Here is a 25,828-nt window from a genome sequence, read left to right as displayed (position 1 = left end):
CCAGAGTACGCACGCGCCTATCCAACCGCGCATATGTCGCAACCTCACTAATACGGATTCAGTATGGTTCACAAAATCAAATCTCGCCGATGAGTGGTCGTAAGCTGACCCGCCGCCAAGCCTGGCGCATCGAAAAAGTCCAAGCCGAACGGCTTGCCCGCAGCGAAAAAAAGGCCAACCGTGTTGAGGACGGCCTCGACGGCGACGAAATCCCCGGTGTTGTCATTACCCGCCACGCCGCCCAAGCCGAAGTGGCTCGACTGATCGACGGCCGCCTGGGTGACGTTCAGCGCTGCCACCTGCGCTCGAACCTGAGCGACATCGTGTGTGGTGATCGGGTCGCCTGGATTCCCGGCGACAGCGAGGGATTGGTGACCGCGATTGAACCGCGAACTCGGCGCCTAGCACGACCCAGCCCATTTGGTGGCGAGCGCGTCATGGCCGCCAACTTAGATCAACTGCTCATCGTCGGCGCACTGATGCCGCCACCCGGCCCAGATACGATTGACCGTTTTTTGATTGCTGCCCGTTTGACCGATATCGAAGCGGTCGTGGTGTTGAATAAAATCGATCTGACCGAGGTCGCACCGGAATTGGCGGACCTGCGCGAAGAACTCGTCGAAACCTACACCGCCCTTGGCCACCAGGTACTGGAAACCTCGGCGCGCACAGTCGAAGGCTTGGCGCCACTGATCGAATGCATGCGCGGTCGCGTCAGTGCACTGGTCGGACAATCCGGCGTCGGCAAGTCATCGCTGGTCCAGGCGTTACTGCCCGAGCAAGACCTGCGGGTTGGCGAGCTGGACGAGCGCGGCCAAGGCAAGCACACCACCAGTCAAGGACGGTTGTATCAGCTGCCCAGCGAAGGCTGGCTAATCGACAGCCCAGGCATCCGCGCCTTTGGCCTGTCGGACTTGCACCGTGAACAGATCCTGATTGGCTTTCCAGACGTGGCCCAAGCCGCCGAGTCCTGTAAATTCCGCGATTGCGTGCATGATCAAGAGCCCAAATGTGGCGTCCATGCCGCACTCGAATCAGGCGAGCTGTCTGAGCTGCGTTACGCCAACTACCTGGCATTGGCAGCCGAAGCGGTCGCCCCCAAACACCCACGAAAAGGTCGAGAACGTTGATCACTAAACTATTTATTATCCTGCAGTACCTGTTGCCCCAGCACCTGCTGTCACGTTTGGTTGGCTTCCTGGCCACGACCGAATGGTCGCCGCTGAAGAACTTTTTGATCGAACGCTTCATCCACGCCTTTAAGGTCGAGATGAACGAATGTGAGCGCACCGAAGCCCGGGAGTTCGTCAACTTCAATGACTTTTTCACGCGCTCCTTGAAGCCTGACGCGCGCGTCATCAATGACGACCGGGCACTGTGCATCAGCCCGGTCGACGGCGCCGTTTCGCAGATAGGCCGCACCGATAATGGCCGCGTTTTACAGGCCAAGGGCCAAGATTACTCGCTTGCGGACCTGTTGGCGGATGATGACTTGGCGGCGCGCCTGCAAGGTGGCGAATTTACCACGCTGTACCTATCGCCCAAGGACTATCACCGGATTCATATGCCCTTCGACGGCACCCTGAAAAAGATGATTCACGTACCCGGGGCGCTGTTCAGCGTCAACAATGCGACCGCCGATGCGGTGCCCGGTTTGTTCGCGCGCAACGAACGCGTGGTCTGTGTGTTTGACACTGAACACGGCGAAATCGCCATGGTGTTGGTCGGCGCGATGATCGTCGCCTCGATCAGCACGGTTTGGCACGGCCAGGTCTCGCCGGTTCGCGATATTCAGCGCTGGGACTACCAAGCGCCGGCGCCGGTGTCGCTCAAGCGTGGTGACGAAATGGGCCGCTTTGCCCTCGGCAGCACGGTGATTTTGTGCACACAACCGGGTGCGCTGAAATGGGACGACTTAGCGCACGGTGACCCGGTGCGTTTAGGGCAGGCTATTGGTCAGTGGGCCCAGCAATAAAGTCCCGAGGCCTAATCGCGTCGGCGGCTGCCTCCCAGCGATTCGGCCTCGGGCTTTATTGCTGGTGAAGGGATGTCGAGTTCACCACGGATTTTAGGGACGGCGACACGATTTAAGCGAGGGGCTTTTTTCTGGCGAAGGGACGTCGAGTTCACTGCTCGATTAACGAAGGGCTTTATTTTCGGTAAAGGGACATCGAGTTCACTGCTAGGTTAACGAAGGGCTTTATTTTCGGTAAAGGGACATCGAGTTCACCGCGGGGTTAAGGGACAGAGACCCGGTGGGCCTGGGGCAGCCGATTGATCGAGGGGCCGAGAAATAAAGCCCGAGACCGAATCGCGACTAGAAATAAAGCCCGAGGCCGAATCACGACTAGAAATAAAGCCCGAGACCGAATCACGACTAGAAATAAAGCCCGAGGCCTAATCACGACTAGAAATAAAGTCTGAGGCCGACTCACGACTAGAAATAAAGCCCGAGGCCTAATCACGGCTAGAAATAAAGTCTGAGGCCGACTCACGACTAGAAATAAAGCCCGAGACCGAATCACGACTAGAAATAAAGTCTGAGCCGAATCACGACTAGAAATAAAGCCCGAGACCGAATCGCTGGGAGGCAGCCGCCGACGCGATTAGGGGTCGGGACTTTATTTCTGACAGTGACCCGGTGGGCCTGGGGCAGCCGATTGATCGAAGGGCCGAGAAATAAAGCCCGAGGCCGACTCACGACTAGAAATAAAGCCCGAGACCAAATCGCTGGGAGGCAGCCGCCGACGCGATTAGGCCTCGGGACTTTATTTTGAGGCAAGCCGATATGGCTACGGTTAACGCCGCTGAGAATTACTCATTTCCGCAACCGACAAAACAAAAAGCCCCGCTGACCAAGTCAGCGGGGCTTTTTTGCCACCCTCGGCCCTAGGGCACGAGAGTGGGTGTTGCAACCAGGAACGGGCGGGCTGGGTGGCGGAAGCCTTGCGGCGCTCTGCCTCCCAGTCCCGAACCCGTTACTCTGCTACGACGTTAACCGTAACGTTCTGGCTGACTTCGGCGTGCAGCTGCAAACGAACTTCATGTTCGCCAACAGTACGCAGAGGACCTTCAGACAGAATTACTTCTGACTTCTCGATCGCCTGACCGGCGGCTGTGATCGCTTCTGCGATATCACGGCTACCGATTGAACCGAACAGCTTACCTTCGTCGCCCGCTTTCGAGCTGATGGTAACGCTGAAGCCTTCCAGGGTCTGAGCGCGGCCGTTGGCCTGGTCCAGTGCTTCCTGTGCAGCTTTTTCTAACTCGGCGCGACGCGCTTCAAATGCCGTCAGGTTGTCAGCAGTCGCAGGGACCGCCTTCGCCTGAGGGAACAAGAAGTTGCGAGCGTAGCCAGACTTAACGGTGACTTTGTCACCCAAAGCGCCCAGCTTGCCGACGTTATCTAATAAAATAACTTCCATTTTACGAATCCTCGTGTGTGCTGTGGGCTTGGAGTTTGCGAAAGTTGAAGTAACTATCCGCAACCGCCAACACCAACAACATAGGTACTACCACGCTTAACAACACCAAGCTCAACACATAGGGCATGGCATGCACGCCAGCTGGCACTTTCCAACGCGCCAAAAACGCGTGAATCAGTGACAGTGACGCGGCGATCAATGGGACCGCCAACACCGGAACATAACGTCCCGCGTCTATACCAAGCATTCCACCAAAGGCCACAGCGGCCGCCAGCAGACTTGCAAATACAGGAGACAATCTTAGTGCCAGCACTTCTTGCGCGAACCCGCCTGGGTTCCAGATGCGCGACTGATACCAGCGCGCAACCAAGAGAGCCATCAACGCCCAGGTCACACTGACCATGGTCAAGGATCCCACCACCAACTGCGTGATCGCACGCGTCAGGGTTTCGTCCGGAACCTGGTCAAGCCAGTCCCCGGCCATTGCCCGCAGGGTCTCACCTGCGAGGTCGATGATCAGCGGTAACTGAGCACTAAACAGCAGCTCGATCGCCAAGGTCGCAAGCAACCCCAAACCAACCAGCACCTGTAGCACTCGATCCCAACGTGCGCTTGCGCGCAACGCTTCGATCAACACCAGCAACACAACGCCACCCACTAAACTGGATGCGTCGCCTTGCCATGCCAGGACCAAGCCCGGCACTAATATCCCTGCAACTGCCCATTGCGCGCCAAGTACGCCGCGCCGAAGCGCCCACGTAGCGGCGATGCCCGCTCCTACCCATGACAGAAATGGCAAAAAGCCCAGCGCTAAGCCCAAAAGAGCGGCGCGCTGTTCACTGTGTCGAGTCTGAGCCAGCAGCATTGGCGTTAAAGCCGATTAATTGTTGTGAGCGTCAGAGTAAGGCAGCAGAGCCAAGAAACGCGCGCGCTTAACCGCACGAGCTAATTGACGCTGGTAACGTGCACGAGTACCGGTGATACGGCTCGGGACGATTTTGCCAGTCTCAGTAACGTAGGCTTTCAGAGTTTCGACGTCTTTGTAGTCGATCTCTTTGATGCCTTCCTCTGTAAATTTGCAGAACTTACGACGACGGAAATAACGTGACATAGGTTTTCTCCTTACTCGGCGCTGTCAGCAGATTCAGCGTCAGCGCTAGGCGCGTCAGCAGACTCAGTGGATTCGTCAGCGTCAGCTGCAGGTGCAGCAGAACGTGAATCGCGACGGTCAGCGCGGCTTTCCGCAGCTTTGATCGGGCTCACTTCAGTGATCGCTTCTTTGGTCTTCAGTACCATGTGACGGATGATCGCGTCATTGAAACGGAAGGTCGTGGTCAACTCGTCCATTACTTCATTGCTGGCTTCGATGTTCAGCAATACGTAGTGGGCTTTGTGGACGTCATCGATGCTGTAAGCCATCTGACGACGACCCCAGTCTTCTTGACGATGAATAACGCCACCGGCTTCGGTGACTGTGGTTGTGTAACGTTCAACCATGGCCGGAACTTGTTCCGACTGATCAGGATGAAACATCAACACCAGTTCATAGTGCCGCATTTTGCGTCTCCCTATGGGTTAAAGTCTGGCCATTGCCGCCGTGTCGACGGGTGCCTCAGACAAGGAGTGGATAATCCCCGGACGATCCGGGGCGCGGGAGTATAGCGGCTTTTGATGGGTTAGAACAAGGCAATCTCCGCAAGGTCCTTGCGCCCAGCCTTTAACAGCATGACCCGATCCATCCCCAGCGCAACGCCGGCACAGTCAGGCAATCCCGGCATCGCATCCAGCAGCGCCTGGTCCACCGGCACCGCCGGTAGCCCCAACGCCTGGCGTTCGGCCAAGTCGGCCTCGAAACGCGCGCGCTGCTCGTCGGCACAGGTCAGCTCCCAATAGCCGTTGGCCAGTTCCAGCCCGCGATAAAACAGCTCGAAGCGGGCCGCCACGCGATCACCCTGCGCATCTAACCGGGTACGCGCCAGCGCGGCCTGACCGGGCGGGTAGTCGATCAAAAATTCGGGTGCAGTGGCCCCCAATCCCGGCTCAACTTCCAGTGCACACAGCATCTGCAGCGCATCATCCCGTGACAGCGGCGAGCCCTGATAGTCAAAGCGCTCGGCGACACGGGCGCGCAGTGCGTGCAGCGGCGCATGCAGCGGACACAGGCCCGTGGCCGCCATAAAGGCGTCGCGGTAGCGAATTTCGGTGGCAGTACCGCACCCCAACAGCACCCCCATCAGGTCGCTGACCTCGGCGCGCAATTGAGCGTCGTTCCAGCCCAGGCGATACCATTCCAGCAGCGTAAATTCGAGGCGGTGGCGCGGGCCGTGCTCGTCGACTCGAAACGCCGGGGTCAAGGCATAGCAATCCCCTGCGCCGGCTGCGAGCAGGCGCTTTAAGGCATATTCAGGAGAGCTTTGCAGGTACCCCAGGTGCTGACCGTCCGGGCCAACCGCCCGCGGCACTTCAATGCTGGGGTCGGTCACCGGGGCCGGCATCAAACACGGGGGGTCAATCGCGATCAGGCCACGCCCGGCGAAGAATTCCCGAGCGGTGGTAAAGGTGTCGGCGCGCAGCCGAAGGCGCGCCGACAGGTCCAGACTCACGCGCGGCTGATGTATTTGCCGGTGCGGGTGTCAATTTTTAAGGTTTCGCCTTCTTCGATAAACAGCGGCACCTGAACGTTGGCGCCCGACGCCATCGTCGCCGGCTTTGAGCCGCCCTGGGCAGTGTCACCCTTGATGCCCGGATCGGTCTGAGCAACCACCAAATCGATGTGGTTGGGCGCGGCGACGGCAATCACACCGCCGTTGAACAGCGTGACGATGTACTTTTCCTGTTCCTTGAGCCATTTCTTCGCGTCGCCCAGCGCCTTGGCGTCACAGCCGTGCTGTTCGAACGAACCGTCGGTCGACATAAAGTGCCAAAACTCGCCGTCGTTGTAGAGATACTCCATGTCCGTGTCCATCACGTCCGCGCCTTCCAAACTCTCGCCGGACTTGAACGTACGGTCCCACACTCGGCCGGTCATCAAGTTCTTTAGCTTGACGCGGCTAAAGGCCTGGCCCTTGCCTGGCTTGACGAATTCGTTCTCTACGATTGAGCAGGGATCGCCTTCCAACAACACTTTAAGGCCGGATTTGAATTCGTTGGTCGAGTAGTTGGCCATTAGACGGCTCCAAAAAGAGTAAATTTGGCGCGCATTCTAGCCTGTCCTGACGAACCGCGCACATCTTGCGTTGCACCGCGATGGCACCATGCGTGGCATGTTGCATCGAGGTCCTGTCAATTTCTTAGCCGTCGCCCCCAGCGAAGCCACCAGTTTCGCGTGGGCCGGGCTTTTGCGCGACCGCGATTTGTCGCTGCGCAGTCGCTGGGTCGCCAGTGCTGGCGACGGCGCCGATGCCCTCAACGAGCACAGCGCCGACCTGATCGCCGTGTTGGGCCCACCCGATTCGGCCCTGATGGCCGCGGCCCGCGAACACAACGCGATCACCGTGATCTTTGCCGACGCCAACACCCACCAATGCGCCAGCTGGATTGAAGCCGGCGCCGAGGCGGTCTTCCAAGCCAACCATTTAGCCGCGCTGGTGCCGATCGCCATTCGCGGGCTCAAGCGACGCGGGTTGATGCGCGAAGCCCGGCGCCACATCAGTCTGGGCAATGCCAGCAACAGCGAAATGCTGGCGACCCTCAGCCGCCACCGGGTCGCCTATGCCATTGTCAGCGAGGATCAATGTCTGGACGCCAACGACCACTGGGCCCAGTGGCGTGGCACGCCGGCACACAGCCTGATTGGCCGTGCCCCGGGCGAGGTCGCGCCGACGGCCGTATTGACGCCAGCCCTGACCCAGGCCACGGGAGAATTGGACGGCGTCAACTACCAACCGCTGTTTCACCAAGGGCAAGCCTGCAGCTTGCTGACATACTCTGATCTGCCCGACACCCGAGTCAGCGTACGCGCCAGTGGCCTGGATGCGGTCACCGCCAGCCTGCAAACACAGATCGGCTCCAGCGCCCCGCAAACACTGGCGGCATTCGAAGTCAAACAGGCCGAACAGCTGCGCCACAGCCTGTCGCTGGTTGATTTCGCCAGCCTAATGACCGCCGTCCAAGCGCGCTTAGCAACCTTACTTGACGCGCCGCCGGAGCCACTCAACGACCACTGTTTCTTGGTCTCGTTGTCACTGGATGCAGCCGACACGCTGGAACGCTGCAAGTCAGCACTGGCGCCGCTGATGAAAGACAGTCTGATCGAGGACCTGCCGCGGGTCAGCGTTGGCGCCGGTGTCGTGCCGATTGGCGCGGATGATGACGATCCGCTGGCGTTGCTCCAGCGCACCTACGGCTTGGCAGTGGAGACCGCAGTTGGTGACGCCGTCCTATACCGACCCAGCATCAGCGAAATCGCCCTCAAAGACCCTCTGGGCGCTCTGGCGGCTGCGCTGTCGAACAACCAATGCGAGCTGCTTTTCCAGCCGGCTGTGGCGCTTAATGCCTACGTCGGCGAGACCTACGAAGTGCTGACCCAAATGCGTGACGACCAAGGCAATCCGGTACCGGCACGGTTGTTTATTCGTGACGCCGGTCGGCGTGATGTTGGTCGCATGCTCGACCAGTACGTGTTGGATCAAAGCATCGAGGCACTGCTGGGCCATTTGCCGATGCATCCGGATACCCAATTGATCGTCAACCTAACCCTGGCGAGCCTGCAGGCCGGCGACCTGGTTCACAGCATTCAAGCCGCGGCCGGCTCCATGCCGGACAAGTCCAAGCTTATCTTACAGTTCCGCGAGACCGACATCGCGGTCGACTTACAGACCAGCGCGCTGCATTTACAGTCGCTGAAATCACTTGGATTTGGGCTGTCGTGCGGACAATTTGGCAACCTACCAGACCCCGGGCGACTGCTAGCGGACCTGCCGTTTGACTGGGTCAAAATCGACCCATCCTTTATTGAAGGCCTCAAACGTGACGCCCAAAAGCAAATCGAATTACGTGAGCTGGTCGAAATGATTCACCGCGCCGATGCCCGCGCGGTCGCGCCGATGGTCGAGGAAGCGGCGATTCTGTCATTGCTTTACAAAGCCGGCGTTGATTTGGTCCAGGGCCACCTTATGCAGCCACCCCAGAGCACTATGAACTTCGCGTTTGAGGAAGAAATCTAGCGGCTAGAGTGCATCCGCCCAACGCCACAACCAGATCAACGCGTCCAGCCCCAGGCTATTGACCGCAAGCGGCGCCGCCTTGCGCACCGCGGGCTTAGCCCGGAACGCCACGCCTTTGCCGGCCAAGGCAATCATTTTTAAATCGTTGGAGCCGTCGCCCACCGCCATGACCTGATCACGCTCAAGACCCATGGACTGAGCCATGTCGCTCAATATCTCGGCTTTGCGCGTGGCATCAACGATATGCCCAACCGCCAATCCCGTCAGCGCGCCGTCAGTGGCGTCCAGCACGTTCGAATGAAATTCATCCATGCCTAAGCGCGCGGCGATCGGCCCGGCAAAGGGCTCGAATCCGCCCGACACCAGCGCCGTTTTAATGCCCCGTGCGCGGGCTTCCGCCATCAAGGCCGCGGCCCCGTCCATCAGCGTCAAACGCGCGTTAATACGCGCCACTGCCGCCACATCCAGCCCGGCGATACAGCCTAGGCGTTCACGAAAACTGGCGACAAAGTCCAATTCGCCGGCCATCGCGCGCTCCGTCACGGCGGCCACGCGCTCACCCACGCCGGCTTCAACCGCCAACTCGTCAATGCACTCAAACGGGATCAGCGTCGAGTCCATATCAAACAGCGCCAACCGCACAGGCGTCGTCGCCTGGGCGCGGGTCAGTCGAAAGCACTCGGCATGCGTCAACGCCAGTTGGTCGTCATGCTCGGTGTAGGCCGCCTGGTGCGCCAGCGCCGGATCGGCCTCCAGCGGCTGAAACTGAACCCCCGGGTTGGCCGCCATTTCGGCACTCAAATTGGCCGATACCACTAACTGCATTACTCGACTCCCAACTGGTCAACGCGCTGTAAACCACGCGGCAATTGCGTGCCACGGCGACCGCGAAGGCCTTGATAGGCCTCCCAGTCACCCGGGCGCAGGGTCATGCTGCGCTTGCCGGCGGTGATAACTAAATTGTGTTCACCGGCCAAGAAAGCCACACTCACCACGGCGGCGCCATTGGCCAACTTGACCAGCTTGTTGCCCTTACCCCGGCTCAGTTCCGGCAGCTCCATGATGTCGAACACCAAGAGGTAGCCGTCGCTGGTAGCGACCGCGACCCAGCCTTCGAGCTGTGCCGGGACCGGTGCGAAAGGCGCAATGCCCTCCGGCAAGGTAAACAGCGTCTTACCCGCTTTGTGGCGCGACAGCAGCTGTTCATGCGTGGTCACGAAACCGAATCCAGCTTTGGATGCCAACAACCATCGCTGGTCATTGTCCGCCAACGCCAGTGCGACAAAGCGCGCCCCTGGCGGCGGACTAACCTTGCCCGTCAGTGGTTCGCCCTGGCCACGCGCGCTGGGTAACCCATGCGCCGGGATGCTGTAACTGCGGCCGGTTGAATCCAAAATCGCCAACTGCATGTTGGACTTGCCCGAGCACTGGTGCTGAAAGCCATCACCGGACTTGTAATTGAGGCTGGCGCCATCGATGTCGCCGCCTTTTGCCGCACGCACCCAGCCCTGTTCGGACAATACCGCGGTGATCGGTTCGGACGGCATCAACTCTTCGGTGCGCAAGGCACGGGCTTCGCTGCGCTCTACCAGTCGGCAACGGCGCTCGTCGCCGTATGCATCGACACAGGCCAGCAGCTCCTTTTTCATCAGCGTGCCGAGGCGACGCTCCGACCCCAAAAGGGCCTCCAGGCGGTTGCGCTCGTCATCCAAGGCCGACTGCTCGGTGGTGATTTTCATCTCTTCTAGGCGCGCCAAGTGGCGCAACTTCAGATCCAAAATGGCGTCGGCTTGAATGACCGACAGCCCAAAGCTGTCCATCAGTGACTGTTTCGGGTCCTCGTCCTCGCGGATGATGCGAATGACTTCGTCAATATTCAGGTACGCAACCAGCAAACCGTCCAGCACGTGCAGCCGGTCCATGACCTTATCCAAGCGGTGCTGCAAACGGCGACGCGTGGTTTGGCGGCGCCAGATCAGCCAGTCGGTCAGAATTTTACGCAGGCTCATGACCCGCGGACGGCCGTCCAAGCCAATCACGTTCATGTTGACGCGGTAGCTACGCTCCAAGTCCGTGGTCGCAAACAGGTGATTCATCACCGCGTCCAAATCGACGCGGTTTGAGCGCGGCACCAGCACCAATCGAATCGGCGTCTCGTGTGCCGACTCATCGCGCAAGTCGACCAACATCGGCAATTTTTTGGCATTCATTTGGGCTGCGATCTGTTCCAAGATCTTGGCCGGCGACGCTTGCCACGGCAGGGTATCGACGACGATTTCACCGTCTTCAATGTGCCACATAGCCCGCGTTCGAATGCTGCCGCGACCGGATTCGTAGATCTGTCGGATCTGGTGCGCCGGGGTGATGATTTCCGCCGGCGTCGGGTAGTCCGGACCCGGAATCAGACGGTACAGCTCATCGTCTTCCAGACCTGGATTTTCAAGCAGCGCGACCGCAGCCGACACCACTTCCGTCAGATTGTGAGGCGGCAAATCGGTCGCCATGCCGACCGCAATACCGGTGCCGCCATTGAGCAGCACCGCGGGGACCTGGGCGGGCAATAAGCTCGGTTCGTTAAGCGACCCGTCGAAGTTGGGCTGCCAGTCGACCGTGCCGTGCCCCAACTCAGCCAACAGCGCTTTGGCAAAAGGCGTCAGCCGCGACTCGGTGTAGCGCATGGCGGCGAATGATTTTGGATCGTCCGGGGAGCCCCAGTTGCCTTGGCCGTCAACCAGCGGATAACGAAAGCTAAAGCTCTGCGCCATCAGCACCATGGCTTCGTAGCAGGCACTGTCGCCGTGGGGGTGAAACTTACCCAACACATCACCGACCGTACGCGCGGATTTTTTGTGCTTGGACTGTGACGACAGACCCAGCTCGCTCATGGCGTAAATAATACGGCGCTGAACCGGCTTTAAGCCGTCAGCCAGGTGTGGCAGGGCGCGATCCAAAATCACGTACATCGAATAGTCGCGGTACGCTTTTTCGGTGTAATCCCGCAGGGTTTGACGTTCTACGCCGGATGAATCAATCGTTGTGCTCACAAGCCCCCCTCAGACAGGCAGCTAGAATACTGTGAACAGGGCTAGTCTGTCAGTTCGGGGTTTACTCGGTGGTTTTGTTTCTTCAAACGTTCGGCCTGACGCCGCAGCGCTTCGGATATGGGGTGGTTCGTGCCATAGCGGTCTTCAGCCTTTTCAAGCATTCGATGAACCGCTTTTTGCTGAGTAGTGAGCATAGTGCCTCCGTTGACTTGACCGAAAGTCTAGGCGCCCACCCGAAACTCGCACCTCCCTTTGGTACCAAGGCGTACTAGGACTACGCCAGGTCCGCCAAGTGCCCGGATGATTCGAGCCACTCCCGACGGTCGGCCGAGCGCTTTTTCGACAGCAACAAATCCAACCCAGCATGGGCGTCGACCTCATCGTCCATGACCAGCTGGATCAAGCGTCGAGTGTCACGGTCCATGACCGTTTCACGCAGCTGCAAGGGGTTCATCTCGCCCAGGCCCTTGAAGCGAGTCACACCAATTTTAACGGTCCGCTTTTCAGCCTGGATTCGATCCATGACACCGACGCGCTCATCCTCGTCCAAGGCGTAGTAGATATCCTTGCCGGCATCAATGCGGTATAGCGGCGGCATCGCCACGTAAACGTGGCCGGCCTTAACCAGGGCCGGGAAGTGGCGGCAAAACAGCGCGCACAACAGCGTTGCGATATGGGCGCCATCGGAATCGGCGTCGGCCAAAATACAGACCTTGCCGTAGCGCAATCCATCGAGGTTCTCGCTGGCCGGGTCAACGCCGATCGCCACCGCGATGTCGTGGACTTCTTGGCTGGCCAAAATTTCGCTGGAATCGACCTCCCAGGTATTCAAGATTTTGCCGCGCAGTGGCATCACCGCCTGAAACTCACGGTCGCGCGCTTGCTTGGCACTGCCGCCGGCCGAGTCACCCTCGACCAAGAACAGTTCACCGTTCATCGAGTCGGCACCGGAGCAGTCCGCCAACTTACCTGGCAGCGCGGGGCCCTGGGTGATGCGCTTCCGGGCCACTTTCTTGCGCGCCTTTAGGCGGCTTTGGGCGGCCGAAATGGCCAACTCGGCGAGCGCATCGCCGACCTGCGGATTGGTGTTCAGGTACAAACTAAAGGCGTCTTTGACGACGCCACTGACAAAGGGGGCACACGCGCGCGAACTCAGCCGTTCCTTGGTTTGACCGGCGAACTGTGGGTCGTCCATTTTAACGCTGATAACGTAGGCGCAGCGATCCCACAAATCCTCCGGCGCCAGCTTCAACCCCTTGGGCAACAAGGATCGAAATTCACAGTATTCGCGCAACGCGTCGGTCAATCCGGTACGCAAGCCGTTGACGTGGGTGCCGCCCAGCGCCGTCGGCACCAGGTTAACGTAGGATTCGGTGACGTAGTCGCCGCCTTCGGGCAGCCACGTCAGGGCCCAATCGACGGCTTCTTCTTTGCCTTCGAACTGACCGACGAATGGTGCCTCAGGGACAATGTACTGGTCACCGAGTGCTTCGCTGAGATATTCCAGCAGGCCGCTTTGAAAGCACCAGACTTCATTGTCATCCGGCTTTGATTCGGATTTGAAATCAATGGTCAGGCCCGGACACAGCACCGCCTTGGCGCGCAGCAAGTGCTTCAGCGATTTGATCGCGTAGTTGGGCGAGTCAAAAAAGCTGACATCCGGCCAAAAGGTCACCACCGTGCCACGAGCGCGCTTGGCCACCGAATCGACGATCGCCAGCGGCTCGACCACGTTGCCGTTGGCGAACCCCATTTGATAAAGGTTGCCATCTTTTTTGACCTGCACTTCGACCCGCGTCGACAGCGCATTGACCACGCTGACGCCGACGCCGTGCAAACCGCCGGAGAATTTATAGTTTTTACCGGAGAACTTACCGCCCGCGTGCAATCGCGTCAGAATCAACTCGATGCCCGGCACGCCGTGCTCGGGGTGAATATCAACCGGCATGCCACGGCCATTATCGGTAACGCGAACGCTGCCGTCGGCCGCTAACACAATCTCGATACGGTCGGCATGGCCCGCCATGGCCTCGTCCACGGAGTTATCGACAACTTCTTGCACCAGGTGGTTGGGGCGCGTGGTGTCGGTGTACATACCGGGACGGCGGCGAACCGGTTCCAGGCCACTTAGGACTTCGATGCTCTCGGCGTTATAGGTCGTCAATGTTATCTCCTTTGCAACTACAGTATGCCGACGCCAGATCGGACTCGCCACAGCTCCGTGCAGTCAGTATCCTGTGCCATTACTTAAAGGAATGACCATGACCCGCCCTACACTGACTTTGAACCCCGGAACCGACCGCCGCATCCGCTTGGGCTACCCCTGGGTGTTCAGCAATGAAATTCGCGCGCTGGCGGAAAACAAAACCCTCGAGCCCGGCACCCTGTGCCAACTTCAAACCGAAAAGGGCGAGCTGCTGGGCATGGGAACCTACAACCGCCACGCGCTGATCGCCTTTCGCCTGTTGGACACCAACCCCGAAGCGGTCATTGATGTCGACTGGTTCGAGGCCAAGTTGGCACGCGCCATGGAAACCCGTGAAGTGGTCTACCCAGGCGGCTATTACCGTTGGATCCACTCCGAAGCGGACGGCATCCCCGGCCTGATTGCCGACCTGTATGGCGACGCCGTCAGTCTGCAAATCAACACCGCCGGCATCGAAGCCTTGCGGGCGCCTTTGCTGGAAGCGATGGACCGTCTGGTCGAATTGAAAACCATTATTTTGCGCGGCGACACGCCCCAGCGTGTTCACGAAGGCTTGTCCGACACGGTCGAAACCTTGCGTGGCGACGGCGAAGCAATCACGCTCGAAGAAAACGGCCTGCGTTTTGTAACCACCCTAACCAGTGGCCAAAAAACTGGCTGGTTTTACGACCAGCGCGACGCCCGCGCCCTGCTGGCTGGCCTGATCGAGCGCTTTGAGTCACCCACGGTATTTGACGGTTACTGTTACGCCGGCGGATTTTCAGTCGCGATGGCAGCCATGGGCGCCCGCGTCACCGGTGTCGACCGTAGCGCGCCGGCCTTGGAATTGGCCGAGCAAAGCGCCGGCTTGAATGATGTCAGTATCGAATGGATCAAAGCCGACGTCTTTAACGTGTTGGAACGAGCCGGCATCAACAAAGAAACCTATGACTTGGTCAACCTGGATCCGCCGGCCTTTGCCAAGGCCAAAAAGACCCTGGGCCAGGGCCTGCGCGGGTACCGAAAAATGACCCGCATGGGTGCTGAGATCACCGCGCCCGGCGGCTTCTTGGTGATTCACTCATGCAGTCACCACGTCACACTGGACGCGCTGATCGAGCAGGTCGCACGTGGCCTGACCGACGCCAAGCGAACCGGCCAGATCCTGTTCAAACTCAGCGCCGCGGCCGATCACCCGGCCATGCCGCAATTGCCTGAAAGCCAGTACCTTAAAGGTCTGGTGATGCGTCTGAATTAAGCCGCTCCAGGTTGGCCCGCAGCCGGTCCGCATGCGACCGGCTCAGCGCCTCCACCCAGGCCATATGCGCCGCCAACAGTTCATCCTCACCCAAGCCTCGATAGGCCAACGCCAAAGTCGTCCACACCTGCGGCCCCTGCCAACGCATCTGCATGGCTTGTAATTTGGGCAACAATTGACGCACCAGCGGCAAATTGCCTTCCTGTAAGCCGAGGCGCATCAACGACAATAGCCAAAAATCCGTCGACTGGCCGCCCAACGCCCAATGATTCAGTTCCGGGTCCTGTTGCCGCGCATCGACGTAAGCGGCGGCAGTCAGCGACACGCGCTTGCCGTTTTGCCAGGCGAGGTAGCTGACCCAGCCCGCATGCAACAACACCACCGTCACCCACCCGCCCAGCACCACCACCACGCCGGACCAGGCTCGGCGCGCATTCAAGGCATGGGTTGTCCAAGCCGTTGACGGCGCAAAGCTGGCCACAATTAAACCGGCCAACCACCAATGCGCGCCCGAGGCATGCAGCGGAAACTCGGTCTGCGTGTGCATCGCGATCGGCAACAACGTCAGGCCAAACGGCAACCACAAGGGATTGCGCCACAGCCCGATTGCGGCCAACGCAATCACCCACGGCAGGATCACAAAGACCAGCCCATAGGCCCCGGTTTCGACCCACCACAGCAGGGTTTCGTTGTGCGGATGATTTAGAAAATTAACATACGACAGCGTCTCGCCGGCCAGCACTTGGCGCACGAACTCCGGATGAAAGGCCGCGGTAAAGCTGCCCAGGCCGTGTCCAAACCAGGGCGAATTGGCGCCGACCGCGGCACTGACCTGCCACATACTAAGGCGTGTTCGGGTACTGCTGCCGGACTGTAAGTCGGCAATGCGTTCGTTCAGGTCACCAAAGGGCGAATACACCGACAGCAAAAAAGCCGCCGCCACCGCGGCCACCGCCCACACCAGCTCTCGGCGCGCGGCGCCCAGGCGCCAGCCATAAAACACAGCGCCGACAAAACTGATCATCAGGGCGACGCTGCCGGTGCGCGACCCGGAAAACCAGACCACGCAGGCACACAAAAATACACTGAAATAAAAGCCAAAGCGCCCCAATGCGGTCGAATCCGGCGCCACTTTAAGGCGCAGCAACCACACCCAGATCAGTGCCGCCGCGACGAAACTGGCGAACACATTGCGCTGCTGGAAACCGCCCTCCGGCAGGCGTAACACCAGCCACAGGTTGTCCAGTAACGACGGCAGGTTGAGGTAGTTCGGGGTCGGCAGCGCCAGCACCACCAGCACGACCACCCCAACCCAAATTAGCTTGGCCAGGGCGTACCAATCGCGCGCCTCAAAGTCGACCTGGCCCAGTGCCCAGATCCAAAACGCAAACCCCAACAGCATCCCGGCGGCAGTCAAGGGGTAGTGGCCGATAGCGGCCGGCACCCAAAACGCATGCACCAGCACCGCAATCGGCGGCACCAGCCACAACACCCCCAGCCGCGGCCAGCGCATGCTGCCTTGGCGCAAGCGCCACGCCATCACGCCGGTGGCGGACAACACCAAGCCCGCCCAGGCCACAAAGTTGCGCGGTATCAGGTTATTGCCCAGGTTGGGCAGGTTAATCTGCAACCCGACCAGCGCCACCAGTGCGGTGATCGCAATCAGCCAAGCGCGCGGGAACGCCACCTCAGCCGCGGGCCTGGGTGGGGTCGACCGCCAAACCGTGGCTCAGGCAGTAGCGCAGCCACTCGCCCAGGTGCCGGTTAATTTGCTGTTTTTCATCGATGTGCAGGCCGTGATCCGTGGCCGCACGGTGGCTGCCTTTGATCGGGCGAAAGCCATTGATACTGGCGACCTCGGCCATTTTCGCGTCGTGGTACATGCGCACATCGAGCTGGGGCACCTGAAGCCAGTCAAAGCGGTCCAGCGGCGCCAACGTGATGAAGCTGGTGTAGGCCGAGCGCTCGGTTTCAGTGATCACAATGCGGCCCTGTTCGGGGACGCCAAAAATGCCACCGCTGGGCGACTCAATCAGCGCCAGCAGCCGTTTCAGCAACAGGTAATTGCTGGCCGATTCGGCCTGTTGGGCGGCCAAGTTCGGAACAAACTTTCGGTTTTTTCGGACCGGCAGCCAACAGCTGCCAGTTCCACGGGTGGCGGTCATGATTCGTCCTGTTTAAGCGCACGATGTCGACCCGACAATTCTCGTTCGAGCCACATCAAGCTTAGCAGAGTCGCCGCGTTATTGATCCGACCGGCGGCTTCCAGGGCCGGCACTTGACTGCGATCAAAGCCGTGCAGGCGGATATCCTCGTGCTCATCTTCGACCCCATGAAAGTCCGTCAGCGCCGACAAATCGGCCTCGGCCACGAACAGCGCGATCTGTTCGTCCGAACCACCCGGGGAAGGGTAATAATGGTAAAGATAAGTCAGCTTGTCGGCCGTAATGCCGGCTTCCTCTGCCAACTCCCGATGGGCCACGGATTCGAGTGATTCGCCGGGCTTGTCCGCCATGCCAGCCACCACTTCGAGCAACCAAGGGTTCGCGTCGCCGGCAGCCCAGGCACCGACCCTGAATTGCTCAACCAAAGCAATGCGATCGCTGACCGGGTCCCATGGCAGCACCGCTACAGCGGTCCCTTTAACCAGCAACTCGCGAACCATGGGTGCGCTGGTGCCGCCCTGAAACAGCGCGTGCTGCAATCGATAGCGAACCAAGCGGAAAAACCCTTGGTACAACGACTCGTGAGCCAGTGACGTGACATCCTGTGAACTGAACATGTAGCGCCTTACCTTAATTAACTTTAAATCAGTCGCGACAGGCTACACTCTAGTGTCTGTTGCGGGCACATCCGCTTGATTTAATTGAGAGACACCATGCGTTTATTAGCACTCGGCCTGTTGCTGCCGCCCCTGACCTGGGCCACCCCAGCCAATCTGGTTGATGTTTACCTGGCGGCGCAATCCGCCAACCCGAGCTTGGCCGCTGCCGCCGCCGCGGTCGATGCCGCTGAGCAAAACCTGATCGGTGCCAATGCCACGCTGAATCCGTCGATTAATCTGCGCGCAACCGCAGGGGCGAGCGAAACCCTCAACAGCAACATTGTCAGCAATGAAGGCGGAGCCGCCAGCTTGATTGGTGCGATTGCCGCAACCTTGCCGCTGATTGCGCCGACCGAAAACGCCGGCATTGACGCCAAGCGTGCCGCCGTCGCAACCGCACAGGTCAGCGCCACTGCCGCGACCCAGCAACTCACCCTGGACGTCGCCGGCGCTTACTTTGACACCCTCACCGCCCAGGCTGAACTGGAAGCGGCCGACGCCCAGGTCAGCGCGGTCGCGCGCCAGCTAGAACGCGCCGAACAGCGCCTGGACGTGGGTTTGGGTACGCGCGTTGATGTCGACCGCGCCCAGGCCAGCTACGATTTGGCTGCGGTCGGCGCAATCCGCGCCACCGACACCTTGGCCCAAGCCTTTGACAGCCTCGAACAACTGACCGGCGAACGCTATGATGCGCTGGCCGACTTTTCCGACCGCTACCAGGCGGTTGAGCCCACCGCCGCGCTGAATTCGGTGCTTCAAAACGCCCTCGCCCAGTCCGCGGCAATGCGCACTGCCCAAGCCGGCGTCGACAGCGCCCGTGCCGGCGTCGACAGCGCCCTGGCGAGTGACGCCTACCGGGTCGATGCGGAGGCCAACACCGGCGCCAGCAAAAATCTAAGAGGCGGCGTCTGGGCCAGCGACTACGGTGTCAAATTGACCCTGTCCGTGCCCCTCTACAGTGGCGGCCGCAACCAGGCCAGCCAAGCCAGCGCGATAGCCGGCCTGACCCAAGCCCAGGCCAACTTAGAAGTCACCCGTCGCGAAATCGTGCGCACCACGCGCTCGCTGTACCGCAGCATCGCCACCCAAGCACAAACCGTGACCGCTCGCCGCCAAGCCATTCGCTCGGCGCAGACCGCGGTCGAGGCGACCGAGGGCGCCTACGAAGTCGGCAGCGGCGACATTATCGATGTCTTGAACGCCCAAAGTGACCTGTTCAGTGCCCAGAGCGACTACCAAATCGCACGCTACCAGCACGCTCGCCTTAGCCTGCAACTGGAACAGCTCCAAGGCGACTTGAGTGGCGATGATTTGGCCGCGATCAACCAAATGCTTGCCCCCTAATGCGACTGGCAGCGGCGGTACTAGGGTGCCTGCTGTCATGGCAGTCGGCTGCCTACACGCTGTTTGTTCACGACAGCGACCGCGTCTCGGTTGAGCTGGCGCGCCATTTCAGCCAGCAATTGGGCGAAATTGCCGGCCTACCCGTCCAGGTTCGCTTGCTGGCCAGCGCCGAACAGGTCGCGCAAACACCCACCCAGGTCCCGGAGGCCTGGGCCCTTGGCCCGGACAGCCTGACCGATCAGCACAGCCCGGCGCTCAGCCGGCGAACGATTGCGCTGCTGTATCGCCAAGACCTGCCATTGACCTCACCCCAAGGCCGGCGCATTGGCATTCTCGACAATGACGCCAGCGCTGACGGCATTCGCGCGGCATTCCCCAGTACCCGCTTCATCAATTACGCCTCGCCCCAAACCGCCGTCAAAGAGCTGGCGGCCGGAATCGTCGATGGTGTAGTCGCCCCCATGGTTGATCTGAGCGGCGAAATTGCGCGTTGGCAGATCAATGGCCTGCGGTTCTCGGACTGGGCCTTGCAGCAGCCCATCGTTATTCATCACCAACTCAGCCCAGCCCTGGCGGCGCGATTGGACAGTGCGGTGGCGCGACTGGCGCCGCAGCTACAGGCCTTCGAGTCGAGATATTTGCTGGGGCAAACCAACACACCGGCCAAACCCACACTGACCTGGGTGTACATCGCGTCAGCCGCCGCCCTGTTGTTGCTGGTGGCGCTGGCGGCCCTATGGTCAGCGCGCCGTGCACGCGCCGAGGCACGGGCGGCCAAACCCATTGCGCGACGCACACCGGTTGCACCCACCGCGCGCATTCAGGCGCACGAACCGACGCGCAGCCAAGACTACCTCAACGAGGTCAACCAACAGCTGCAACGCGAAGTCATCGCACGCCAAGCCAAAGAAGCGGAGCTGCTAGCGGTCCAACGCGAACTCAGCGAAGCCCATGCTCGGCTCGCTCAACAGGTGCGCACCGACCCGCTGACACAGCTCGCCAACCGACGCCACTTTGACGACGTACTGGCGCGCGAATGGCGCCGCCACGCTCGCGAAAAGCTGCCGCTGACCATCGTGCTGGCTGACATTGACCATTTCAAAGCCTACAACGACAGCGCCGGCCATCCCGCGGGGGACGAATGCCTGCGCCAAGTCGCCACCATCATCAAGCAAGCATTTACCCGAGCCGGTGACCTGGTCGCGCGTTACGGGGGCGAAGAGTTCGTTATTTTACTGCCCGCCAGCAACGCCCAAAATGCCGAAGAGCCGGTCGTGCGCTTGCAACAACGTCTGGCTGCATTGGCCTTGGCGCACCCGACGTCTGAAACTGCCCCCTACATCACGCTAAGTTTGGGCATCGCCGCCTGCATTCCGATCGGCGATGACGACCCCTGGGAGCTTGTCGAAGAAGCCGACCAAGCGTTGTATCAAGCCAAAAATCAGGGGCGGAATAGATACCGAGTTGTCGCCGCCTAAGGGTATACTTGCGCTATGCGACTGTTTTTAATTCTATTGATCCTGGGTGTTGCCGGGTGCGGTAACACCGGACCCTTGAGTTTACCCGACGCGGATTCGGAGACCTCAAGTGGACCACTTTAACCAAGCCGGCGGCCAATTAATGGCCGAAGACTGCTCGTTGGCCGATTTGGCCGAGCGCTTTGGCACGCCGTTATTCGTCTATTCCAAGGCAACCTTCTTGCGCCACTTGGCCGCCTATTCCGATGCCTTGTCGGACTACCCGCACCTGGTCTGCTACGGCATGAAAGCCAACTCCAATCTGGCCGTTCTCCAGGCCCTGGCTGCAGCCGGCAGTGGTTTTGACATCGTCAGCCAAGGCGAATTGGAACGCGTACTGGCCGCCGGTGGCGACCCGCAAAAGGTGGTATTTTCAGGCGTCGGCAAGCAGCCCGGCGAAATGCGCCGCGCGCTCGACGTCGGCATCTACTGCTTCAATGTTGAATCCGAAGCGGAACTGGAAACCCTGTCTCAGGTCGCCAGCGACATGGGCAAAACCGCGCCGGTCTCGATTCGCGTCAACCCCGACGTGGATGCCGGCACCCACCCCTACATCAGCACCGGGCTGCGCGACAACAAGTTCGGCATCGCCCATCAGCGCGCCCTCGCCGTGTACCAGCGGGCGGCCGAACTGCCGGGCATCCACATCAGCGGCATCGACTGCCACATCGGCAGCCAACTGACCGACTTGACCCCGCTGATGGCGGCCCTGGAAAAACTGCTCGAACTGATCGAGTCGATCGCCGGATTGGGCATTCAGCTGGACCACATCGACTTGGGCGGCGGGCTGGGCGTGCCCTACCAAGACGAGCAACCGCCGCACCCCAGCGAGTACCTGACCCTGGTCAAAGCCCGCCTGGCCGGCAGCGGTCTCAAGTTGGTGCTTGAACCGGGCCGTTCGATCGCAGCCAACGCCGGGGTCATGCTGACCCGGGTCAACTTGCTGAAAGAAAACCACGGCAAGCACTTTGCGGTCGTCGATGGCGCCATGAACGACCTGATTCGCCCTAGCCTATACAGCGCCTGGCAGCGCATTGTACCGGTCATGCAGGCGCCAACGCCCGGCGCCACCCATGCCCGCTTTGACGTGGTCGGACCGGTCTGTGAAAGCGGCGACTTTTTGGGCAAGGACCGCGAGTTAACGATTGCTCCGGGAGACCTGTTGGCCGTGCGCAGTGCCGGTGCCTACGGATTTGTCATGAGCTCCAACTACAACACCCGTAACCGCGCCGCCGAAGTGCTGGTCGACGGTGACCAAGCCCACCTGGTCCGGCGCCGCGAGACCTACGCCGACCAATTTGCACTGGAAAGCCTGCTGGAGCCGACCGATGCGTCTTGAGTTCACCAAAATGCACGGATTGGGCAACGACTTTGTGGTGGTCAACGCGATCACTCAAAACGTCATGCTGCGCCCCGAACAGATTCGCCGCCTTGCCGACCGCCACACCGGCGTGGGCTTCGATCAGCTGCTGATCGTCGAACCGCCGACACGGCCGGACGTCGAATTTAGCTACCGGATTTTTAACGCCGACGGCAACGAGGTCGAGCACTGTGGCAATGGCGCGCGCTGTTTCGCACTGTTTGTCACCGAGCAAAAACTGACCCGTTCGAATCCGATCAGCGTGTCCACGTGCAACGGCGTGCTGTCGCTCAACATCGACGATAATCGCTTGGTCACGGTCGACATGGGCGCCCCGAAAACCGCGCCCGCTGACATCCCGTTTGCACCGCACGGCGATGGCCAACACAACGGCCTTTACCGCCTGGACATCGGCGACCAGGCCGTTGAACTGAGTGTCGTCAACGTTGGCAATCCGCACGCCGTCGTTCGCGTCGATAACTGTGACCAGGCACCGGTGGCGACACTGGGCCCTCAGATCCAGCAATCCGGAGCTTTTGCCGAGGGTGTCAACGTCGGCTTTTTGGAAATCCTCAGCCCAACCGAGGCCAAATTGCGCGTGTTTGAGCGCGGCGTTGGCGAAACACAGGCGTGCGGTACCGGTGCCTGTGCCGCCATGGTTGCCGCGGTCAGCCACGGCTGGCTCGAACCGACTGCGACGCTGCGCTTGCTCGGCGGCGCCTTGCAACTCAGCTACCAGGCCGGCGAACCGATTTTGATGACCGGCCCGGGCGAATTTATTTTTGATGGAACCGCACGCCTATGAGCGATCAAGACGTCGTTGACTACCTCAGCGCGCACCCCGACTTTTTCATCAACCATCCCGAACTACTGGATCGGTTACAGGTCACCAAGGCCAACAACAGCGTCATTAGCTTGAGTCACCATGCGCTGGGTAACCTGCGCGCCCAGCTCAAGTCAGCGCACGCCGAGAATGCCCGCATGATCGACAGTGCCCGCGCCAATGCATGGATTTTTGAGCGCACCCGCGCGCTGGTGCTGTCGCTGTTGCAGTGCGAAGACCTCGACGAAGTATCCGCCTGCCTCGAAGAACACCTGCAGCGAGCGTTTGACTTGGACACCGTCTGTTTAGTGCTGGCCTGCGACGTCACCGAAGCCGAGGACCGCGGCATTATTCGCCGGCTACCGGCGCACGAATTTGAACTCGATGACGTCAAGTTACTGCTCAACAGCCCCGACGGCCGGGTCGGTCGCTTTAGCCGGCAACTGAACGAACGCCTGTTTGGACCCAACCGCAATGTCGGCAGCGCCGCGGCGGTGCCGATCGGACAACCCAGTTTGGGCGCACTGGCGCTCGGCAGCCCCAACGAGCGGCACTTCGAGGGCGGTATGGACACGCTCTTTCTGGCCACCATTGCCGAGGCGCTGGGACTGTTGTTGCCGCGCATTCAAGCGTGAACACGGCGCGTGCGGTGGCCCAGTGGCTGGATCAGCTGAGCCACTCCCAAGCACGCGCCACCACCACACTAAACGCCTACGCCCGCGACCTCGCCAGCCTGCCGGACATCCCATTGGCACAGCTCGATGGCGAGCACGTCCGGCGCTGGACCCACCGTGCTCGCAGCCAAGGGCTGTCCCCGGCCAGCCTGGCTCGGCGCTTATCGGCGCTGCGCAGCTTCGCCAAGTACGCCCGCCAACGCGAGTGGATCAGCCACGACCCCTGCGCCGGCATTCGCGCCCCCAAAGCCGGACGCAAGCTGCCCGACACCCTGTCAGTCGATGACGCCCAAGCCTTGTTACAAGCCGGCGACGGCAGCCCGATCGAGCGCCGCGATCAGGCGCTGTGGGAACTGCTCTACGGCAGCGGTCTGCGCCTGTCCGAAGTCGCCGGTTTGCGGTTGGGCGATGTCGACCTGACCCAGCGCTTGGCTAGGGTCACCGGCAAGGGCAACAAAACCCGCATGGCCCCGCTGACCCGCCCGGCCGCACGTGCACTGCAGGCGTGGTTGGACGTGCGCCCAAGCGCCGGCAGTGACGCCATGTTTTGCACCCCGCGCGGGCCCGCCCTGTCGACCCGCCAAATCCAGCGCCGCCTCAAACAACGAGCACTGCGCACACTGGGCAACCAGGCGGTCCACCCGCACCAGTTGCGCCACGCCTTCGCGACCCATTTGCTAGAGGGTAGCGGCGACTTGCGCGCGGTCCAGGAGCTACTGGGACACGCCCACCTCAGCACCACCCAGGTCTATACGCACCTGGATTTCGATCACCTGGCACAGGCCTACGATCACGCCCACCCAAGAGCCCGGAGAAAATCATGATTCGCGCCATTACCTTTGATTTGGACGACACCCTGTGGAGCACCGCGGACGTTATTGGCCGCGCCGAGGCGATCATGTTCGAGTGGCTGGACGAGCATTGCCCAGCCTTTACCCAGGCCCACACGCCCGACAGTTTCGTCGCCGTGCGCCGTCACTTCGCAGACGAAAACCCCAACGTTAGTCACAACCTCAAAGCCGTACGCAAACTGGCGCTAATCGATGCCTTACAACAGCTACAGGTGGCCGACGCCTCGCGTTTGGGGGCCCAGGCTGCACAGCTGTTCCAGCAGGCACGCCAGCAGGTCAACTTTTTTGACGGGGCGCTGGACATGCTGTCGGCACTAAGCCCGCATTACGCCATCGGCGCGATCACCAATGGCACCACCCAAATCGCCCAGACGGCTGCCGGGGAGCACTTTCAGTTTTGCTTAAATGCCGAAGACTTCGCGGTCGGGAAACCGGCGGCACCGATGTTTTTCGATGCGTTGATGCGGCTAAATGTGCCGCCAGAACAGGTGTTGCACGTCGGCGACCACTGGGACCAAGACGTCGTTGCCGCTAAACAATTGGGCTTCCAAACCCTGTGGATCGGTCAGGGCACACCGCCGGGCCCTGAATCGGACCATCAGCTGGCCGAGGTCCGCCATTTACCGGCGCTGCTGGGTCACTGAATCAATTGGCACGCAACGCGATCTGACCGAAACGCGCCGCCGCTCGGCTGCCTGAGTTATCGGCGTCGACCATCAAGGCGACCCCGTCCAGCTCGTCCAGCGACCTGCCAAACGCACGCTGCCAATCAGCGGCCAAGTTGCGCTTGACCCTGATCCAGTCGCCGCTGGTGCCGTTGGCGACCGCCAACATTTTCACTTTGCCGGTGTATGGGCTGTCCCAAATGTCGTCGATCGCGCGGGCATTGCTGTGCACATAGACCAGAGATTGGGTGCTTAAAATGCCAAATGCGCCTTTGCGCACGACATACACCCGCGCCGCGTAATCATCGCCGGCCTTGGACTGTTCAGGTGCGCCCAAGGTCGGCGCGGTGACGACTTGCCAACTCCATTCCAACCAGGGGGTCTGAGCCGGGTCGATGCGCCGCTCAAAACCCAGTGCCGAGGCCGTCCCGTCGGCCACGCCCTGCAGCACAAAACCGCGCTGGGCATCCGCAACCCGCTGGTACTGCGTATCGCCAACAAAGGACTGAGCGTCCCAGCCGGACAGGTCGCCCTGGTCCAGCAACACATCCGCGTGAACCGCGCCGACCCACAAACACACCCCGATCCAAACTGCTTTCATCCGCCCCATCCTTAAACCCATCGACTGCCCTCCCTTCAGAGTGCGCACCGCGCGCAAAGTTCAACGCACAAAAAAAGGCGCCCCGAAGGACG

At 60.6% G+C, this 25,828-nt stretch carries 26 protein-coding genes; 12 read left to right on the top strand and 14 right to left on the bottom strand.

What is annotated here, in order from left to right:
• Positions 1–89 precede the first annotated feature (89 nt).
• Complete coding sequence (gene rsgA, locus GH975_RS01790) at positions 90–1,130, top strand: ribosome small subunit-dependent GTPase A (RefSeq protein ID WP_153712866.1); 1,041 nt, start codon at positions 90–92, stop codon at positions 1,128–1,130.
• A complete protein-coding gene (gene asd, locus GH975_RS01785; protein ID WP_153712865.1) occupies positions 1,127–1,975 on the top strand; it encodes an archaetidylserine decarboxylase in 849 nt (282 codons plus the stop codon). Before rsgA ends, asd begins: the two co-directional genes overlap by 4 nt.
• 1,003 nt (positions 1,976–2,978) lie before the next feature.
• Here the strand turns inward: asd and rplI are convergent.
• From rplI to efp, 6 genes are all read right to left on the bottom strand, one after another.
• On the bottom strand, positions 2,979–3,425 hold the full coding sequence (gene rplI, locus GH975_RS01780; RefSeq protein ID WP_153712864.1) for a 50S ribosomal protein L9: 447 nt from the start codon (positions 3,423–3,425) through the stop codon (positions 2,979–2,981).
• A 1-nt stretch (position 3,426) separates the two neighbouring features.
• The gene (locus GH975_RS01775) at positions 3,427–4,128 is read right to left on the bottom strand and encodes a hypothetical protein (protein WP_153712863.1); all 702 of its coding nucleotides are present in this window, start codon (positions 4,126–4,128) and stop codon (positions 3,427–3,429) included.
• A 177-nt stretch (positions 4,129–4,305) separates the two neighbouring features.
• Positions 4,306–4,536, bottom strand: a complete 231-nt coding sequence (rpsR, locus tag GH975_RS01770; protein WP_153712862.1) for a 30S ribosomal protein S18 — start codon at positions 4,534–4,536, stop codon at positions 4,306–4,308.
• An 11-nt stretch (positions 4,537–4,547) separates the two neighbouring features.
• A complete protein-coding gene (rpsF, locus tag GH975_RS01765; RefSeq protein ID WP_153712861.1) occupies positions 4,548–4,982 on the bottom strand; it encodes a 30S ribosomal protein S6 in 435 nt (144 codons plus the stop codon).
• Between the two features lie 119 nt (positions 4,983–5,101).
• The gene (epmA, locus tag GH975_RS01760) at positions 5,102–6,028 is read right to left on the bottom strand and encodes an EF-P lysine aminoacylase EpmA (RefSeq protein WP_153712860.1); all 927 of its coding nucleotides are present in this window, start codon (positions 6,026–6,028) and stop codon (positions 5,102–5,104) included.
• Positions 6,025–6,591: an elongation factor P gene (gene efp, locus GH975_RS01755; RefSeq protein ID WP_153712859.1), complete on the bottom strand. Its 567-nt coding sequence runs from the start codon at positions 6,589–6,591 to the stop codon at positions 6,025–6,027. Before efp ends, epmA begins: the two co-directional genes overlap by 4 nt.
• Before the next feature lie 88 nt (positions 6,592–6,679).
• Between efp and GH975_RS01750 the strand changes: the two genes are divergently transcribed.
• Positions 6,680–8,590 carry an EAL domain-containing protein gene (locus tag GH975_RS01750; protein WP_153712858.1) on the top strand — a complete coding sequence of 637 codons (1,911 nt, stop codon included), beginning with the start codon at positions 6,680–6,682 and terminating at the stop codon, positions 8,588–8,590.
• Between the two features lie 3 nt (positions 8,591–8,593).
• Here GH975_RS01750 and serB read toward each other — a convergent pair whose 3' ends face one another.
• The 4 genes from serB to parE form a co-directional block, all read right to left on the bottom strand.
• Positions 8,594–9,415: a phosphoserine phosphatase SerB gene (gene serB, locus GH975_RS01745; RefSeq protein WP_153712857.1), complete on the bottom strand. Its 822-nt coding sequence runs from the start codon at positions 9,413–9,415 to the stop codon at positions 8,594–8,596.
• The gene (parC, locus tag GH975_RS01740) at positions 9,415–11,634 is read right to left on the bottom strand and encodes a DNA topoisomerase IV subunit A (RefSeq protein ID WP_153712856.1); all 2,220 of its coding nucleotides are present in this window, start codon (positions 11,632–11,634) and stop codon (positions 9,415–9,417) included. The genes serB and parC overlap by 1 nt, the downstream gene beginning before the upstream one ends.
• A 41-nt stretch (positions 11,635–11,675) precedes the next feature.
• Positions 11,676–11,828 (bottom strand): hypothetical protein, encoded by a 153-nt coding sequence (locus tag GH975_RS01735; RefSeq protein ID WP_153712855.1) that lies wholly within the window; start codon positions 11,826–11,828, stop codon positions 11,676–11,678.
• An 80-nt stretch (positions 11,829–11,908) separates the two neighbouring features.
• Positions 11,909–13,804, bottom strand: coding sequence for a DNA topoisomerase IV subunit B (parE, locus tag GH975_RS01730; protein ID WP_153714753.1), 1,896 nt, complete (start codon positions 13,802–13,804; stop codon positions 11,909–11,911).
• Positions 13,805–13,895: 91 nt separating this feature from the next.
• Here parE and GH975_RS01725 point away from each other — a divergent pair, with 91 nt between their 5' ends.
• Positions 13,896–15,077 (top strand): class I SAM-dependent rRNA methyltransferase, encoded by a 1,182-nt coding sequence (locus GH975_RS01725; protein ID WP_170272510.1) that lies wholly within the window; start codon positions 13,896–13,898, stop codon positions 15,075–15,077.
• Here the strand turns inward: GH975_RS01725 and GH975_RS01720 are convergent.
• The 3 genes from GH975_RS01720 to GH975_RS01710 are packed head-to-tail and all read right to left on the bottom strand — an operon-like array spanning position 15,049 to position 17,859.
• The gene (locus GH975_RS01720) at positions 15,049–16,764 is read right to left on the bottom strand and encodes a PglL family O-oligosaccharyltransferase (protein WP_153712853.1); all 1,716 of its coding nucleotides are present in this window, start codon (positions 16,762–16,764) and stop codon (positions 15,049–15,051) included. The genes GH975_RS01725 and GH975_RS01720 overlap by 29 nt on opposite strands.
• 1 nt (position 16,765) lies before the next feature.
• Positions 16,766–17,242, bottom strand: a complete 477-nt coding sequence (locus GH975_RS01715; RefSeq protein ID WP_153712852.1) for a DUF1249 domain-containing protein — start codon at positions 17,240–17,242, stop codon at positions 16,766–16,768.
• Entirely contained in the window at positions 17,239–17,859 is a 621-nt protein-coding gene (locus GH975_RS01710) for an NUDIX domain-containing protein (RefSeq protein ID WP_153712851.1), read from the bottom strand. The genes GH975_RS01715 and GH975_RS01710 overlap by 4 nt, the downstream gene beginning before the upstream one ends.
• 96 nt (positions 17,860–17,955) lie before the next feature.
• Between GH975_RS01710 and GH975_RS01705 the strand changes: the two genes are divergently transcribed.
• From GH975_RS01705 to GH975_RS01675, 8 genes are read left to right on the top strand one after another with little or no spacing between them, the layout of a single operon-like run.
• Positions 17,956–19,245, top strand: a complete 1,290-nt coding sequence (locus tag GH975_RS01705) for a TolC family outer membrane protein (RefSeq protein ID WP_153712850.1) — start codon at positions 17,956–17,958, stop codon at positions 19,243–19,245.
• On the top strand, positions 19,245–20,723 hold the full coding sequence (locus tag GH975_RS01700; protein ID WP_153712849.1) for a GGDEF domain-containing protein: 1,479 nt from the start codon (positions 19,245–19,247) through the stop codon (positions 20,721–20,723). Before GH975_RS01705 ends, GH975_RS01700 begins: the two co-directional genes overlap by 1 nt.
• A 15-nt stretch (positions 20,724–20,738) precedes the next feature.
• Positions 20,739–20,846: an LPS translocon maturation chaperone LptM gene (lptM, locus tag GH975_RS12090; protein WP_246164741.1), complete on the top strand. Its 108-nt coding sequence runs from the start codon at positions 20,739–20,741 to the stop codon at positions 20,844–20,846.
• Positions 20,833–22,101 carry a diaminopimelate decarboxylase gene (lysA, locus tag GH975_RS01695; protein ID WP_153712848.1) on the top strand — a complete coding sequence of 423 codons (1,269 nt, stop codon included), beginning with the start codon at positions 20,833–20,835 and terminating at the stop codon, positions 22,099–22,101. The genes lptM and lysA overlap by 14 nt, the downstream gene beginning before the upstream one ends.
• Positions 22,091–22,927: a diaminopimelate epimerase gene (dapF, locus tag GH975_RS01690; RefSeq protein ID WP_153712847.1), complete on the top strand. Its 837-nt coding sequence runs from the start codon at positions 22,091–22,093 to the stop codon at positions 22,925–22,927. The genes lysA and dapF overlap by 11 nt, the downstream gene beginning before the upstream one ends.
• Positions 22,924–23,580: a DUF484 family protein gene (locus GH975_RS01685; protein WP_153712846.1), complete on the top strand. Its 657-nt coding sequence runs from the start codon at positions 22,924–22,926 to the stop codon at positions 23,578–23,580. Before dapF ends, GH975_RS01685 begins: the two co-directional genes overlap by 4 nt.
• Positions 23,577–24,443, top strand: coding sequence for a tyrosine recombinase XerC (locus tag GH975_RS01680; RefSeq protein ID WP_153712845.1), 867 nt, complete (start codon positions 23,577–23,579; stop codon positions 24,441–24,443). Before GH975_RS01685 ends, GH975_RS01680 begins: the two co-directional genes overlap by 4 nt.
• Entirely contained in the window at positions 24,440–25,114 is a 675-nt protein-coding gene (locus GH975_RS01675) for an HAD family hydrolase (protein WP_153712844.1), read from the top strand. Before GH975_RS01680 ends, GH975_RS01675 begins: the two co-directional genes overlap by 4 nt.
• A gap of 1 nt (position 25,115) precedes the next feature.
• On the opposite strand, the gene GH975_RS01670 is transcribed toward GH975_RS01675, so the two are convergent.
• The gene (locus tag GH975_RS01670) at positions 25,116–25,736 is read right to left on the bottom strand and encodes a DUF3047 domain-containing protein (protein ID WP_170272509.1); all 621 of its coding nucleotides are present in this window, start codon (positions 25,734–25,736) and stop codon (positions 25,116–25,118) included.
• Between the last annotated feature and the right edge of the window lie 92 nt (positions 25,737–25,828).

Source organism: Litorivicinus lipolyticus (genome assembly GCF_009650135.1).
Taxonomy (GTDB): Bacteria; Pseudomonadota; Gammaproteobacteria; order Pseudomonadales; family Litorivicinaceae; genus Litorivicinus; species Litorivicinus lipolyticus.
This window is presented reverse-complemented; position numbering and strand designations above follow the sequence as displayed.

Excerpts from the sequence above, each read along its gene's own strand:
- rsgA (WP_153712866.1), top strand. The coding sequence starts at position 90 with ATGAGTGGTCGTAAGCTGACCCGCCGCCAAGCCTGGCGCATCGAAAAA.
- rplI (WP_153712864.1), bottom strand. The coding sequence starts at position 3,425 with ATGGAAGTTATTTTATTAGATAACGTCGGCAAGCTGGGCGCTTTGGGT.
- rpsR (WP_153712862.1), bottom strand. The coding sequence starts at position 4,536 with ATGTCACGTTATTTCCGTCGTCGTAAGTTCTGCAAATTTACAGAGGAA.
- rpsF (WP_153712861.1), bottom strand. The coding sequence starts at position 4,982 with ATGCGGCACTATGAACTGGTGTTGATGTTTCATCCTGATCAGTCGGAA.
- efp (WP_153712859.1), bottom strand. The coding sequence starts at position 6,591 with ATGGCCAACTACTCGACCAACGAATTCAAATCCGGCCTTAAAGTGTTG.
- GH975_RS01750 (WP_153712858.1), top strand. The coding sequence starts at position 6,680 with ATGCGTGGCATGTTGCATCGAGGTCCTGTCAATTTCTTAGCCGTCGCC.
- serB (WP_153712857.1), bottom strand. The coding sequence starts at position 9,415 with ATGCAGTTAGTGGTATCGGCCAATTTGAGTGCCGAAATGGCGGCCAAC.
- GH975_RS01735 (WP_153712855.1), bottom strand. The coding sequence starts at position 11,828 with ATGCTCACTACTCAGCAAAAAGCGGTTCATCGAATGCTTGAAAAGGCT.
- GH975_RS01725 (WP_170272510.1), top strand. The coding sequence starts at position 13,896 with ATGACCCGCCCTACACTGACTTTGAACCCCGGAACCGACCGCCGCATC.
- GH975_RS01715 (WP_153712852.1), bottom strand. The coding sequence starts at position 17,242 with ATGACCGCCACCCGTGGAACTGGCAGCTGTTGGCTGCCGGTCCGAAAA.
- GH975_RS01710 (WP_153712851.1), bottom strand. The coding sequence starts at position 17,859 with ATGTTCAGTTCACAGGATGTCACGTCACTGGCTCACGAGTCGTTGTAC.
- GH975_RS01705 (WP_153712850.1), top strand. The coding sequence starts at position 17,956 with ATGCGTTTATTAGCACTCGGCCTGTTGCTGCCGCCCCTGACCTGGGCC.
- GH975_RS01700 (WP_153712849.1), top strand. The coding sequence starts at position 19,245 with ATGCGACTGGCAGCGGCGGTACTAGGGTGCCTGCTGTCATGGCAGTCG.
- lptM (WP_246164741.1), top strand. The coding sequence starts at position 20,739 with ATGCGACTGTTTTTAATTCTATTGATCCTGGGTGTTGCCGGGTGCGGT.
- dapF (WP_153712847.1), top strand. The coding sequence starts at position 22,091 with ATGCGTCTTGAGTTCACCAAAATGCACGGATTGGGCAACGACTTTGTG.
- GH975_RS01685 (WP_153712846.1), top strand. The coding sequence starts at position 22,924 with ATGAGCGATCAAGACGTCGTTGACTACCTCAGCGCGCACCCCGACTTT.
- GH975_RS01675 (WP_153712844.1), top strand. The coding sequence starts at position 24,440 with ATGATTCGCGCCATTACCTTTGATTTGGACGACACCCTGTGGAGCACC.
- GH975_RS01670 (WP_170272509.1), bottom strand. The coding sequence starts at position 25,736 with ATGAAAGCAGTTTGGATCGGGGTGTGTTTGTGGGTCGGCGCGGTTCAC.